Below are 14675 nucleotides of genomic sequence, written 5' to 3' on the forward strand. Positions count from 1 at the left end.
CGGAGGAGCTTGTTGTCGAACGGCGGCTTGGTCACGTTGAGCCAGATCCCCGACCAGGAGAACGCGCCGTGCTCGAGCAGTTTGAACCGCGCCCCAGGTTGGGCCGCCTCCTGCGCCAGCTGCTTCGCCTGGGGAAGCGGGACGATGTTGATGATATCGACGTCCCCGGATTTCAGGTTCGCGATGCGGGCATTGTTGTCCACGATGGCTCGAAAGATGATTCGATCGAGGTACGGCTGCCCTTTCATCCAGTAGTCGGGGTTGCGCTCCAGCGTGACGTGGTCTTGGGGCACCTTCTCGACGAAGCGGAAGGGCCCCGTCCCGACGGGGTGGAGCGCGAAGTTCGTGCCCGCCTTTTGCGCCTCGGCCGGCGAGACTATCATGCCGGCACGGTCGGTCAGGACGTAGAGCAGCGGGCTGTAGGGCTTCTCCAGGCTCAGCGCCACCGTGTAGGGGTCCACCACAGTCACCTTCTGCACCGGTTGGACCTCGCTGCGGCGGGCCGAGGGGAACTTCGGGTCCTGCATCCTGTCGAAGTTAAACTTCACCGCCTCGGCGTTGAACGGGGTCCCGTCGTGAAACTTCACGCCCTGCCGGAGATTGAACGTCACGGTCTTCCCATCGGCACTGATCGTCCAGGACGTCGCCAACATCGGGATGATCTTGAGGTTTTCGTCGGTATCCACGAGCTTGTCGTAAAGGCTTTGATAGACTTGCCGGTCCACCGCCGCCGTGGAGCGATGCGGGTCCATGTTGGGAGGGTCCGAGTCGAGCGCGGCGCGCAGGGTGCCGGCCCCCTTGATCCCCTGGGCGGAAGCCATCGCCAGCAGGCCGGCCACCATCAACACGGACAACGTCAGCGCTCCCCATCGGCGCATCGTGCCACCCCCTTCACCCGCTCGAAAGCGTGGTGGTATTCACGTTAGGGATACGGAATCCTTCCCCCGCCCGTTCAGCCGAAATGCTCCCGGCAAAACGTGACGGCGCTGGCGAGACGCTCGCGCACCCTCCCATCGTCTCCCGCCCCGGCGGAGCCGGGCTCGAGCTCGACGGCGATCACGCCTTCGAACCGCCGGCGACGGAGGGCGGCCAGGAACGGGCCGAGTGGAAGCGACCCCTCCTGGGGCAGACGGTGCTGATGGCCGTCATAGTTCGAGAGGTGCACATGTGCGACGCGATCCGCGAGCACCTCATACATCTCGAGGAGGTCCACACCCCAAGTGCCCACGTGCGTGGTGTCGAGCGTGATCTCGGAAAAGTGCCGGAGGTCGCGGATGTCGTTCATGTCAAAGAGATTGACGAGGCGAGGGCCGAGGCGGTGCCGGGGCATGTTCTCGACCGCGATGGTGAGCCCCACCCGCGTCCTGTACGCCTCCAATTCTGTCGCCAGCCACCGGTGGTACCGGGATTTCGCCGGAATGGGCGTGAGCACCGCGATGTTGATGAAAGGCGGGTAGCGGAGCGTGACCCACCGGTACCGCAGCGGCGGATGGACCACGACGGTGCGCGCGCCGACGGCTCGGGCGAGCTCAACCGTCCGGCGAAGCCGGCCCACCTCGTCCTCGTCCCATCCCTGGATCCCGGGCCGAAACGGGGCATGCACGCTGAGGATCGGGATCGCGGCCTCGCTCGCGACTTCGTTGAGGTACGCGGGATCGCGCGTATCCCACCGGTCGTCGACCATGATCTCCAGGCCGTCGAACCCGGCAGCGGCCGCCAGGTGCGCCACCCGCGCGGTGCCGTAGGTGAACAGGGACCCGGTCGACAGGGCGATCATCGTCCGCGGTCCTAGGCGATCCTAGGCGATCGGGCGCGCTTTCGTATGGGCCAGTTTGCCGCCCTCGAGCAGGTACGCCCGCTCGCGGCGGTTGAGATTCAATGCGACGTTGAACGACGTCTTTTGGGTTACGTTGTTGACGGCCAGGCGCTCCGCGCCGGACTCGACCAGACGGCGGATCTCCGGGATCTCCAGGACATCCCCCAGGCGGATCGTGCCGTGGTCAGCGGGATTCAGGAACGTCATCGGCACGATGCCCCAGTTGATCAGATTCGCCAAGTGGATGCGGGCGAAGTCCTTGACGATCACGCCGACCACCCCCAGGTACATCGGCGCGATCGCAGCGTGCTCGCGGCTGCTCCCCTGTCCGTAGTTGCTCCCGCCCACGATGAAGCCGCCTCCCTTGGCCTTGACCCGGGCGACGAACTCGGGGTCCACGCGGTTGAACACGTAGTCGGACAGTTTGGGAATGTTCGACCGGAATCGCAGAATCTGCGCCCCGGCGGGCATGATGTGGTCCGTGCTGATGTTGTCGCCGAGGACGATCAGCGCCTCGCCGCGGAGCCGCTCCGCGAGAGGCCCCTTGAGGGGGATGCCGGTGATGTTCTCGCCCTTGATGATGGTCAGCCGCGGGGCCTCCCCCGCCGGCGCGGGAGGGACAAGGCTCGAGTTGTCCTGGTCGAGCCGGTCCGGGACTTTTTGCGTCGGAGCCGCAATCCCGAGCTTCCTCGGATCTGTGATCACGCCCGCGATTGCGGTGGCCGCGGCCACCTCGCTCGAGCTCAGGTAGACCTCGTCGTCCTTCTGGCCTGTGCGGCCCTTGAAGTTCCGGTTGATGGCTCGGAGGACCTTCATGCCCTTCGCCGGCACGTGCCCCACCCCGATGCAGGCCCCGCACGTGGCCGCCTCGACGTTGACCCCGGCGGCGATCAGGTCGGTCAGCAGCCCTTCGCGGGCGAGGATTTCGAGATCCAGACGGCTGCTCGGGTGGATGAAGAAGGTGATGTCCGGGTGCACTTTGCGGCCTTTCACGATCTCCGCCACCGCGCGCATGTCCATGTACGACCCGTTGGTGCAGGACCCGACCATGACCTGGTCGACCTTGACGCCCTCGGTCTGCGAAACCGGCACGACCTTGTCAGGGTTGCTGGGGAGCGCCACGAGCGGCTCGATGCGGCTCAGGTCCAGTTCCGTCGACTCGTCGTAGTCCGCGTCGGCGTCCGGGGAGACCCCCTGCCAGTCCTTCTCGCGGCCGATCCGTTTCATGTAGTCCCGGTTCACCGCGTCGGATGGGAAGATTGACGTGCTCGCCCCGAGCTCGGCGCCCATGTTGCAGATGGTGATGCGCTGCTGAATGTTGAGGCTCTGGACCCCGGGGCCGACGTATTCGAACACCTTGCCAAACCCGCCCTTGGCCGTGTTCTCGCGCAGCATCTCGAGGATGACGTCCTTGGCCGTGGACCACGGACGGAGCGTGCCGGTCAAATGGACGCGGACGACGGCGGGCATATCGAAGTAGTAGGGTCCGCCGCCCATCGCCACCGCGACGTCGAGACCCCCGGCGCCCATCGCGTAGACTCCCATGCCGCCGATGTGAGGCGTATGGCTGTCGGCGCCGAGCGCGGTGTCCCCCGGGCACGCGAAGTGCTCCTGGTGGATCTGGTGACCGATCCCCGCCCCGGGCTTCGCCCACCACATGCCATACTTGCGTGCGGCGGTGGAGAGATAAATGTGGTCCTCGGTGTTTTCCTCGCTGACCTGCAGCACGTTGTGATCGCCGTACACGCACGCCACCTTGCACCGCACGCGCTCCAGCTGCATCGCCTCGAAGTGCATCATCGCCGCGGTGCCGGTGATGTCCTGGACGAGGATCTCGTCGATGCGGATGCCGATCTCCTGGCCCGCGACCATCCGGCCGTCTATGAGGTGCGCCCGGAGGATTTTTCGGGTCAGGTTCTCACCCATAACACTCCCCCCTCTGGGTGCGCTCGACGTTGGGCTTTTTTATTATACGCTATTGCGCCGCGTGCGCGGCGGCGATCGCCGCGCGGATGTTGGCCTCGGGGGTATCCACCGGCATCACACAGCCTGTCGTGACGATGTGGCCTCGGCCCCCGGTCTGCGCGATGGCGTCGCGCACCTCCTCGGCGACCTCCTCCGGGGATTTCTTGGCGAGGGTGTTCCAGGCATCGATGCCGCAGGCCAGCGCCGTGCTCACCAGAGCCCGAGCCTCGGCGATCTTGGGCGGAGTCTCGCGCGCGTGCCAGTTGATGATATGGACGGGGTAGTCGGGGAACAGATCGAACATGATATGGACGCCGTGAATGTGGAGGAACGTTAGGCCGGTGGAGGCGGCCTCGAGCACCTGCAGGTCATAGGGGCGGCCGAACTCTTCGTACTCCTCCCGGGTCAAGAGGTCCGTGGTCGCCATCTGGGTGGAGAAGAAGATCCCGTCTGCGCCGGCGCCCATCACCGCGCGCACGAAGTCGGCGGTCACCTCGGCGATGACCTGGAGCCCGGCGTGGAGCTCTTCCGGATCCTCGCGCAGATACCGGACGCTGGCGTGCTCGCCCGCGAGGGTGCGGGCAATACTGAGGGGGCTGAACACCGTCTCCAGCACGTGCACCTCGGCCCCCACGGCCTCGGCAACGGCCCGGATGGCCTGGGTCTCGCGGCCGTACACGCCCTGGCTCACGTCGAGCCGCCGCAGACGCCGCCAATCCGTTGGCTTCTTGATCGGCCGGTCGGTGTAGTGGCGAACCCCCTCGCGGTTCGCCTTGTATCCGGCCCGGAGCCCCCAGTCATCTCCGTAGTACCCGCTCGCCGGCGTGACCTTCAGCAGGTCCACATCGAAGGCTTTGTAATGCGCGATGTGGGCCTGCGCGAGTTTGTCGGCCCGCTGGTCGTCGCCGGGGAAGTGACGCCAGACCGCAGCCGGGATCTGCTCCGGCCGTTCGCCTCTCGCGGCGGCTTCGATGAGTTCACGATGGGTCATCGCTCGGTCCTCCCGGCGGGCGACGGTCCCGGCGCGGCGGTCCCCGGCGCAGGCGCATCCGTCCCCGCGCCCCGCAGGAGCCCGGCGGCGCGCCGGACCCGGGCCTCGTCTTGATAGATCGCTGCCAGCGTCTCGAGGGTGATGTTCCCTCCGCTCAGGATCAGGACGACCGTCTTGGCCCGGAGACGGTCTCCGAGGCGCAGGGCCCCTGCGAGACTTGCCGCGCCGGCGCCCTCGGCGGTCTGGCGGACGGCCTCGGCGAGGAGCAGGATCGCCACCTTCATCTCCTCGTCGCTCACCAGGACGATATCGTCGAGGTGCCGGCGGAGGATCGTCATCGGGAGCGCAAACGGCACCCTCGTGGCGATCCCTTCGGCGAAGGTCTCCATTCGATCGAGCGTGACCATCCCGCCCTCCTTGAGCGACCGGTAGACCGGCGGGGCTCCCTCGGCCTGCACGCCGATGACCCGTACTCGGGCGCTCAGGGCCTTTGCGGTGATGCAGTGTCCGCACGCGCCGCTGCCGGCGCCGATCGGCGCGAGGATCACATCGACGTCCGGGACCTCCTCCATCACCTCCAGGCTGGCGGTCCCGACGCCGGCGATCAAGAGCGGCTCGTTCGCGGAGTGGACGTAGCGATACCCCTCCTGCGCGGCGGTGCGCTCGACCCACTCGCGCGCTTCGTCGAAGTCGCGCCCCTCGAGCACGACCTCCGCGCCCAGGGCGCGCATCGCGGCCACCTTGAGCGGGTTGCTCGCGCGCGGCGCGCCGATCACGACCCGGATCCCGAGGAGCCGGGCGGCGTAGGCGATCGACTGTCCGTGGTTGCCGGTGCTGGCGGTGATGACGCCGCGCGCCCGCTCCTCCGGCGAGAGCTGGCTGAGGAGGTTGATCCCGCCGCGTACTTTGAACGCGCCGGTCGGCAGGATGTGTTCACACTTGACGTAGACCCGGGCGCCGAGCAACCGGTCAAGCGCGGGCGCGGGCACGAGGGGCGTGCGCGGCAGGTGAGGGGCGATCACCCTGCGCGCCCGGTAGACGTCGTGCACCGTCGGCAGGGGCCCGGGCCAGAGAGGGTCAGACATTGGCGTGGTCTTCGTCAAGATCTTCCCGGCTGCCTGCCGCTCAGCCGCCGACGTGGAAGACTTGGGTCACGACCAGCGCCAGCGTCAGGACGATCATCACGATCACCGTCACCCACGCGATCACGTTGAAGAGCCGGGAGTTGGTGTACGCTCCCATGAGCCGCTTGCGATTGACGAGGAGGAGCATGAAGATCAGGATGAACGGCAGGAGGACGCCGTTGGCGACCTGGGAGAGGAACAGAATCTTCAGCAGCGGCGCGCCCGGGAGCAGGACCACCGCGCAGGCACCGACGATGAGGGCGATGTAGAGGCCGTAGAACACCGGGGCCTGGCGGATCGTGCGGTCGACGCCCGATTGAAAGCCCAGCGCCTCGCAGACGTAGTACGACGTGGCCAGGGGCAGCACCGACGCGGAGAAGATCGACGCGTTGATCAGGCCCACGGCGAAGAGGGCCCCCGCGTACTGGCCGGCCAACGGGAAGAGCGCGAGCGCGGCGTCCTTGACCGTCTCCACATGGAGATGATGCGCGAAGATCGTTGCGCCGCAGGCCACGATGATGAACCAGGCGACAACGTCGGTCATAATCGAGCCGATCAGGACGTCTGCCCGCGTATAGCCGTACTCTTTAACGGTGATCCGCTTCTCCACGACCGCGGACTGCAAATAGAACTGCATCCAGGGAGCGATGGTCGTACCGACGACCCCCACGAGCATGATCACGTAGTCGGCATGCCAACTAAAGGAAGGGGTGACCGTGGCCCGGGCGACCTCGCCCCAGTTGGGATGCGCCAGCGCCCCGGATATGAGATAGGAAATGTACAATGCGCTCGCGGCCAAAAAGACTCGCTCGACCGACCGGAACGTGCCCTTGACGACAAGCAGCCAGACGGCCAGCGCCCCGATCGGCACGAAGACGTACTTGGAGATCCCGAAGATCTCCCCCCCGGCCGCGAGCCCCGAGAACTCCGCCATCGTGTTGCCGAAGTCGGCGAGCAGCAAAGCGAGCATGACGAAGGTGGTGGTGCGGACCCCATACCGCTCGCGGATGAGGTCGGCCAGCCCGTGACCGGTCACGGCGCCCAGCCGGGCCGCCATCTCCTGGACGACATAGAGCGCGATGGTGATCGGGATCAACGTCCAGAGCATGACGTAGCCGAACCCTGCGCCCGCCAGCGAATAGGTGGCGATCCCCCCGGCATCGTTGTCGACGTTCTGCGTGACGATACCCGGTCCCATGATGGCGAGGAAGATCATAAGCCGGCGCGTCGCCGAGGCGCTGGCCACGCGCCTCAAGATCGGGGGCGAGAAGCTCATCCGGTGCCCGAGCCCTCGCGGACCGCTTTGCGGCGGAGGAGATCGATCCCACCGCCGAGCTTGCGGGGCCCGTATTTCTCGAGCAGCAGGTCGATGAGGTGATCGATGGTCACGATCCCCACCATGCGGCCGTCCTCTTCCACCACGGGGACCGCCAGCAGGTCGTACTTGACGAGCGCGCCGGCGACATCCTCGGCGCTGGTGTTCGCCCCGACCGTCACCACATCGGTGCGCATGAGTTGGGAGATCGGGGTCTCCGGCGGCGAGATGAGGAGCGCGCGGATCGAGAGCACGCCCACGAGGTGGCCGTGCTCGTTGACGACATACAAGTAATAGATCGTCTCGGAGTCGGGCTTGGACTCCCGCAGGCGCGCGATGACCTGCTCGACGGTCATCGCCACCGGCAGGGCGATGAACTCGGTGGTCATCTTGCCCGCCGCGGTTTCGGGCTCGTATTGAAGGAGCTCCCGGACCTCCTCGGCCGCGCCGGCCTCCATCAAGGAGATCAGCTCTTCGGCGCGTTCCTCGGGCAATTCCCCGAGGACGTCGGCGGCCTCGTCCGGTCTCATCTCCTCCAAGATGTCGGAGGCCCGCTCGCTCGGCAGTTCCTGGATCACGGTGGCCTGGACCTCGGGCTCTGCCTCCTCGAGGACGTCGGCCGCGTCCTCATCGGGCAGCGCCGTCATCACCTCGACCCGCTCGTCCCGATCCAAGTCCTCCAGGAGCTCTGCCAGGTCCGCCGGATGGATATCCTTCAGTTTCTCCCGGGAGATGCTGAGCTTGAGCGGGGTCATCGTGCCCCCCAGCACCGCCACCAGGTTCCACGGGATCACGCGCGAAGGCAATGGCCGGCCGACACGCTCGAGCGCGCGGCACACAAACGGCTCGAGCCCGAGCCGCCGCAGCAGCGATCTGGTGCCGACGTCCGCGCCGATCACGCGGACCTCGTTGCCGACCTGGCGCAGCTCCAGGTCGTTGACCCGGACCACCTTGATGTCGTCGGTATCCACGACCTGCGTGTCGAGGATGTCCTCGCGGAGGAGGATCTCGTCGGGCTGAAGCGGCCTCGGGGCCAAGCTGGGCCGCTCGACGCGCAGCCGGATCCCGGCGGCGGTGAACTCCGAGACGGCGCTCCAGGGGATGACCGCGACGCGGCTGCGGTCGCCGTTTAAGAGGATGCCGGTGATCCGCGGAAATTTCTCGGCCCCATGGTAAATGATGAGATCGGCGATGGTGTCAAACGCCTCCCCGGCCGCGTCATAGACGGGTTTCCCGATGATTCCGCTGAGGTACAGCATGGCAGGTGCAGATTCCGCTTCCGCGCACGCTCTCCTGCCGGATCCACAGAGATTTCATCCTCGACAACGCGAGGATGGGTGCGTATAGTGGCGTGTAGCATGCCGGTCCTCTCCCCACACACGATGGCCGCGCTCCGTGCCGCGTGCGCCGCCGCGGAGATCCACCGCGCCTTCTTCGGCAACGTGGCCAGGGTCGAGTATAAGGGCAAGAACGATCCCGTCACCGAGGCGGACCGCGCCGCGGAGGCCGCGATCATCCGGATCATCCGCGACGCCTACCCCGATCACGGGTTTCTCGGCGAGGAAGGCGGACGGCAGGGCGGCGGGCCGTACACCTGGCTCGTCGACCCGCTGGACGGCACCTTCAACTACGCCCACGCGATCCCGTGGTTCGCGGTGAGCATCGCCCTCGAACACGAAGGACGCATCCAGGCGGGCGTCATTATGCACACGATGCTGGGTGAGGTCTACGTCGCGGAGGCGGGCCTCGGCGCGTGGGCCGCCTCGCTGCGAGAGTTGCCGGCGGCACCATCCGGACCGGGAGATCTCGCGCTGTGGCGCCGGCTGCGGGTTCGGAGCACGGCGCGGCTCGACGGGGCGACGCTGTCGACCGGATTCCCAAACAGCGTCGCGGAGGACCGGCTCAACCTCGACCACTTCACCAACCTCGTGCTCAGGGCGGCAAAGATCCGCGCCATGGGCTCGGCCGCGCTGGGCCTGGCCGCCATCGCGCTCGGGCAAACGGAGGGCTACTGGGAACTCGGCCCGAGCGCGTGGGACTTCGCCGCCGGGGCGCTGCTCGTCGAAGAAGCCGGCGGCCGGGTCAGCGACCTGAGAGGCCGGCGGCTCGATCCGTACCGCCACCAGATCCTGGCGACCAACGGCGTGATCCACGACGAGGTGGTCGCGGTCCTCGCCATGGGGCGAAGCGGGCTGGACTAAGGCGCGAGCTCGGCAAGCTTCCCGTGCTGCAGGCGCACGAACAACCCCGCCACCGCCACCTGGATGCCCAACCCCGCGAGCCAGAGCGCCCATCCGGCCTCCCACGCCGCCGGGCTGAGGCTCAGCACCATGGGCGGGAGGAACACGCCGGCCGTCGCGAGGCCGGCCGGATCGCCGGACGTCCAAGCATGGAGGGTGGTCACGAGGACCCCTGCGCAGGTGTAGAACACCGCGAGGTAGAGCATCCCCTGCCGAATCGGCCGGCCGCGGCCCCGGACGAGATTCATCCATTGAAGGAAGAGCAGATCCCGGGTGAGCCAAACCGCGATGACTGCGACCCGAAAGAGCACCAGCGCGAGATTCCACTCCGCATCCGGCGGGCGGATCACCTGAACAATCGCCACGGGCACGAGCCCGGCCACGATCGATCCGCCGAAGACGTACGGAGCCGGCCACAGGGCGGCGGCCCACCCGCCGGCCCTCGCGCTCTGCGCGCGCAGCCGGCGTATCGTGTCCCGATTCCTCAGGAGCGCCAGCCCGAGCGCGAAAAAGAGCGCGGCGTTGAGCCCCAGGAACGTGTTGACGGCGTTGAACGGGGCAAAACTCGACCAGCGGAAGAAGCCGAGGAAGATGAGGTTGATCCAGAGCGCCAGGCCGAGTGATTGGGCCGGGGTGAAGATCTGGTAGACGGCCGGGTCCCGCTTGATGTTGCGCACGACCGCGAGCAGGAACCAGCCCGTGAACACCAAGTAGAGTACGACGAGCACGTACACGTGGTGCACGGGCCAGCCAAACAGGACGTCGATCAGCAACCGAGGGGCGAAGATGACATTGTTCTGCGCGAGCCCCGGGTCCACCGCCCACGACACCTGCGTGGTGATGTCTGAGGCGACAAGGGGGCTCAGCGAACCGAGATTCAGGACGAAGCCGGTGGCCAAGACCGGCCCGGTCCACAGGGTCAGGAGGATCAGGATCACCCCGAGCGTGGCCACGCCGCGCTCGACGAGCAGCGAGAGCAGCAAGGCAAAGGCGTGGACCGTCACGGCCCCCAGGATGAGGATGACGTAGCCGGCGAGCACGAAGGGCGGGCGGGCACCCCCGACGACCGCCCCCACTACCGCGGCCGGCACGAGACAGAGCGCGATGAAATACATAAGCGCGGGGGCCCCCAGCAGTTTGCCCATCGTGAGCTCCAACGGGCTCAGGCGCGTGACGCGCTGGAAGTCAAAGGTATTCAATTCCTTCTCGCGCTGAACGGCCTGCAGGGCCGCGAACCCGCCCCCCAACACGAGGACCATGGCCTGCACCCACAACGCCTGATGCAGGAAATCCACCCCCCACCGAGCACGGTCGATCCCAAGAAAGCGGTAGGATTCCGAGAACCCCACGACCAAGGAGAGGACCATGCAGATCGCCGCCACGGCGATCATCCGTTCCCCGCGTAGCTGGGCGCGGACGTTACGGATCAGTTCCGGGTTGGCCCGCATCCCGTCACGTGGTCTCGCCGGTGGAGAGGCGTGAGACGACCCGCTCGAGCGTCTCGACGATCTCCTCGACGGCGTAGACGGCGGCGCCTTCCAGCACGAGGGCTTTCACGATCCCGGCCAGCTCGGTCTCGCCCCCGGCGAACTCGAACCGCACCCCGATCCCATCGGGCGCCACGTTGGAGACCCACGGCTGGGTGCGGAGCCACGCCTCCAGCGGAAACATCGGAGAGGCGATCTTGACGCGCACCCGGCGGCCGGCGCCGGCGTCGCGGACGATCTGCCCGATCCGGCCGATGCGCAGCACGCGGCCCTTTTCGATGATCGCCACCCAGGTGCACATCTCCTCGAGATCGGCGAGCAGGTGCGAGGTGATGAACACCGTCTTGCCTCTGCGGTTCAGTGCTTTGATGAGCGCCTTGAAATCGATCCGGGATTTCGGATCGAGCCCCACCGCCGGCTCGTCCAGGACCAGCACGGGTGGGTCGTGAAGGATCGCCCGGGCGATCCCGAGGCGCTGTTTCATGCCCCGGGACAACCCGGCGATGAACGCGTCCCGTTTGTCTTCCAGGCTGAGTGTCCGGAGCGCGTCATCGATCCGGCCGGGGATGGTCGTCTGCGGCATCTTGTAGGCGTGGGCAAAGTAGTCGAGGTATTCCCAGACCTTCAGATCGTCGTAGAGCGAGAAGAAATCGGCGAGGTAGCCGATGAGGCCCTGCGCGGCCTCGGGGTCCCGCTCCACGTCGATCCCGTGGACCATCACGCGGCCGGAGGTCGGGGCGAGCAGGCCGCAGATCATCTTCAGCGTGGTGGTTTTGCCTGACCCGTTCGGGCCGACGAGCCCGAAGACCTCGCCCGCTGGGACGCTGAGCGTCAGGCGGTCGGCGGCGACGACCTGCCCCTGCCCGTCCACTGGAGACGGCAGGTCGTAGATCTTCGAGAGATCCTCGAGCCGAATCGCCTCTCCATCCGGCGATCGGGGGTCGTTTGAAGTCTGCCCTGCTGGCGGAGCGCTACTCAGCGGCGATGAGACGGACGTCGCGGGGGAGTTCGCTCAAGCGATGCGCGCCGTCCTTCGCGATGTAGACGATCTCCTCCAACCGCACCCCAAACTCGCCGGGAAGATAGATCCCCGGCTCGACCGAGAAGACCATGCCTTCCTCGATCGGCTGCGTATTCAGGTGGGTGACGCTCGGCAGTTCGTGGCCCGTGAGGCCCAGTCCGTGGCCGACGCGGTGGACAAAGTACCTGCCGTAGCCCGCCCGCTCGATCACCGCCCGCGCCGCAAGATCCACGTCCTTGAGCAGAGCACCCGGACGTGCGGCCGCCATCCCGGCGGTCACGGCGGCGTCAACGGTCCGGTGGACCTCCACGTACTTCGGCGTAGGGGTCCCGACAAACGCCACGCGCGTGATATCGGAGGCGTAACCCTCGAGTCGCCCGGCGAGGTCCATCGTGACCGAGTCACCCGGGCTCAGGGCCCGGGTTCCGGAGTGATGGTGCGGAAATGCGCCGTTCGGACCGGAAGCGATCGAGGTAAAGAGCACTTCGTCCGAGCCGGATCGCTTGAACGACGCCGCGGCGGCTTCGCCGATCTCCCGCTCGGTCGCGCCCACTCGGCACGCGGCCCAGGCATCGCGCACGGCCTGGTCGGCGTGCCGGCTGCTCCGCTTCAGCACGTCGATCTCTTCGGCCGACTTCCGCATCCTGAGCGGTGCGAGCACGAGCGAGCCGAGCGCGAGCGCCGCGTCCGGATGCGCGCGCTGCAGGGTCAAGACGTAATCCGCCCGCATCGTGTCCGACACCGCGATCCGGCGCGGCGACCGGCCCCCCAGGACTTTAGCCGCTCCGGCCAGAGCGTCCGCAGGCCCCTCGGCATCGGTATAGGCGAACGTCGGCAGGGTCACGTGCTGCGCGGCGTCGGACGCGTTCAGCGACGGCACGACGAACGCCGCGGCGCCGGAGTTCACCAGCAGATAGCATGGGCGCTCGTCGGGGTGCGGCGCGTAGCCGAGCAGATAGCGCATGTCATCGTCGGGCGAGACCGCGAGCAGATCGATCCCATGCTCGTTCATCAGGCGGCGGGCCGCGACCATTCTGGCTGCGTAGTCCATAGTCATCCCTCCCAGCGTGTATTCCGCTTTCGTCTGCAAACGTAGACCTCCTTCCGGCGCGGAGCACGAGCCGCCGCCAACCGACCCGCAAATTGACACCTCCAGAGGCCCACGCTAGAGTGAGCACGTGATGAAGCGCGCGGCCGGCCGGACCGGCACCGGCCTTCCGCCCGAATCGCCGCTCGCCCGGGCGCGGCGTGCCCAAGCGATCGCCCGGAGGCTCGCCCGCCGGTACCCAGACCCGGCGATCCCGCTCCGCCACTCCTCCCCGTTCCAGTTGTTGATCGCGACGATCCTATCGGCCCAAAGCACGGACGCCTTGGTCAACGAGGTGACAAAGACCCTCTTTCAGCGCTACCGCACGCCGGCGGACTTCGCTGGGGCACGCAGGGAGGACCTCGAGCGGGCGATCCACAGCACGGGATTCTTTCGGTCGAAGGCGCGGGCGATCCAGAACGCCAGCCGTCTGCTCGTCGAACGGTACGATGGAGAAGTCCCGCGGACGATGGAGGAACTCGTCACATTGGACGGCGTGGGCCGCAAGACGGCCAACGTCGTTCTCAGCGTCTTCGGCGTGCCCGGGATCGTCGTGGACACCCACGTGCGGCGACTCTCCCGCCGGATGGCGCTCACGCCCCACGACGACCCCGAGAAGATCGAGCGGGATCTGATGGCCCTGCTCCCGCGGGCGGAGTGGAGCGCGTTCTCGCTGCGCCTGATCTATTTTGGCCGAGAGATCTGCGATGCCCGCCGCCCCCTCTGTCAGACCTGTCCCCTCCGGGACCTCTGCCCGTCGGCGCGGTACGGCGGAACGCCGCCGTGGATGGGGGCGCGAGGAGCGGGACGCCGGGGAGGGCAGGCGCGGCGTGTGGCCGGACCAGGAAGGAGCGCGCGATGAACGGACTGCTGGACGGCAAGACGGCGCTCATCATGGGGGTGGCGAACCGGTGGAGCATTGCGTGGGCCGTCTCCCGGGCGTTTGCGCGGGAGGGCGCGCGCTTGGTCTTCACCTTTCAGGGCGACCGCCAGGAAAAAGACGTGCGGGACCTCGCGGGCACGCTGTCCGGCTCCATCGTCCTTCCCTGCGATGTGACCCGCGATGAGGAGCTGGCCGCCCTCGCGGCGGCGATCACAGACCACGGCCTCACACTGGACGCGTTCGTGCACAGCATTGCGTTCGCCAACCGGGAGGATCTCGGCGGCGCGTACATGGATACGTCCCGGGCCGGATTCGCGCTGGCCCTCGACGTGAGCGCGTTCTCGCTCGTCGCCGCGGCGCGCCACCTCACGCCCGTCCTCACCCCAGGGGCTGGCATCGTCACGCTGACCTACCTCGGGTCCACCCGCGTGATGCCCAACTACAACGTGATGGGCGTCGCGAAGGCGGCGCTCGAGGCCTCGGTCCGGTACCTCGCCAGCGACCTCGGTCCCCGGGGCGTTCGCGTCAACGCCATCTCCGCCGGACCCATCAAGACCGCTTCGGCCCGGGCGATCCAGGGATTTAGCCGGATCCTCGACGTGATGGAGGAGCGATCGCCGCTCCGCCGCAACACCGACCCGGCGGAGGTGGCGGACGCGGCGGTCTTCCTCGCCAGCCCGCTCGCGCGCGGGATCACGGGCGAAGTGCTGTTCGTGGACAACGGCTTCCACATCGTGGGCGTCTGA

General features: G+C 67.5%; 13 protein-coding genes. 3 read left to right on the forward strand and 10 right to left on the reverse strand.

Translation table 11 applies throughout. The annotated features are described in order from the left end of the window. From VFP86_08765 to VFP86_08795, 7 genes are all read right to left on the reverse strand, one after another. Positions 1-878: ABC transporter substrate-binding protein (locus VFP86_08765; protein HET8999721.1), on the reverse strand; the 878-nt coding region annotated here is incomplete at its 3' end. Positions 879-952: 74 nt separating this feature from the next. Further along, positions 953-1777: a sugar phosphate isomerase/epimerase gene (locus VFP86_08770; GenBank protein HET8999722.1), complete on the reverse strand. Its 825-nt coding sequence runs from the start codon at positions 1775-1777 to the stop codon at positions 953-955. A gap of 21 nt (positions 1778-1798) precedes the next feature. Further along, entirely contained in the window at positions 1799-3742 is a 1944-nt protein-coding gene (locus VFP86_08775) for an aconitate hydratase (protein HET8999723.1), read from the reverse strand. A gap of 49 nt (positions 3743-3791) precedes the next feature. After that, the gene (locus VFP86_08780; protein HET8999724.1) at positions 3792-4772 is read right to left on the reverse strand and encodes a uroporphyrinogen decarboxylase family protein; all 981 of its coding nucleotides are present in this window, start codon (positions 4770-4772) and stop codon (positions 3792-3794) included. Then, positions 4769-5857 carry a threonine/serine dehydratase gene (locus VFP86_08785; protein HET8999725.1) on the reverse strand — a complete coding sequence of 363 codons (1089 nt, stop codon included), beginning with the start codon at positions 5855-5857 and terminating at the stop codon, positions 4769-4771. Before VFP86_08785 ends, VFP86_08780 begins: the two co-directional genes overlap by 4 nt. A 40-nt stretch (positions 5858-5897) precedes the next feature. Continuing rightward, complete coding sequence (locus VFP86_08790; GenBank protein ID HET8999726.1) at positions 5898-7172, reverse strand: divalent metal cation transporter; 1275 nt, start codon at positions 7170-7172, stop codon at positions 5898-5900. Further along, entirely contained in the window at positions 7169-8470 is a 1302-nt protein-coding gene (locus VFP86_08795) for a CBS domain-containing protein (GenBank protein ID HET8999727.1), read from the reverse strand. The genes VFP86_08790 and VFP86_08795 overlap by 4 nt, the downstream gene beginning before the upstream one ends. Positions 8471-8557: 87 nt before the next feature. Between VFP86_08795 and VFP86_08800 the strand changes: the two genes are divergently transcribed. Then, positions 8558-9412, forward strand: coding sequence for an inositol monophosphatase family protein (locus VFP86_08800; GenBank protein HET8999728.1), 855 nt, complete (start codon positions 8558-8560; stop codon positions 9410-9412). Here the strand turns inward: VFP86_08800 and VFP86_08805 are convergent. The 3 genes from VFP86_08805 to VFP86_08815 form a co-directional block, all read right to left on the reverse strand. Then, positions 9409-10899 (reverse strand): hypothetical protein, encoded by a 1491-nt coding sequence (locus VFP86_08805; GenBank protein ID HET8999729.1) that lies wholly within the window; start codon positions 10897-10899, stop codon positions 9409-9411. The two genes, VFP86_08800 and VFP86_08805, sit on opposite strands and share 4 nt — an antisense overlap. Before the next feature lie 4 nt (positions 10900-10903). Continuing rightward, complete coding sequence (locus VFP86_08810) at positions 10904-11809, reverse strand: ABC transporter ATP-binding protein (GenBank protein ID HET8999730.1); 906 nt, start codon at positions 11807-11809, stop codon at positions 10904-10906. 100 nt (positions 11810-11909) lie between these two features. Beyond that, complete coding sequence (locus VFP86_08815; GenBank protein ID HET8999731.1) at positions 11910-13049, reverse strand: Xaa-Pro peptidase family protein; 1140 nt, start codon at positions 13047-13049, stop codon at positions 11910-11912. A gap of 91 nt (positions 13050-13140) precedes the next feature. On the opposite strand from VFP86_08815, the gene nth reads away from it, so the two are divergent. Both nth and VFP86_08825 read left to right on the forward strand, forming a co-directional pair. Next, a complete protein-coding gene (gene nth / locus VFP86_08820) occupies positions 13141-13908 on the forward strand; it encodes an endonuclease III (protein HET8999732.1) in 768 nt (255 codons plus the stop codon). Continuing rightward, a complete protein-coding gene (locus VFP86_08825; GenBank protein HET8999733.1) occupies positions 13905-14675 on the forward strand; it encodes an enoyl-ACP reductase in 771 nt (256 codons plus the stop codon). The genes nth and VFP86_08825 overlap by 4 nt, the downstream gene beginning before the upstream one ends.

It is taken from the genome of bacterium (assembly GCA_035703895.1).
Classification (GTDB): Bacteria; Sysuimicrobiota; Sysuimicrobiia; order Sysuimicrobiales; family Segetimicrobiaceae; genus Segetimicrobium.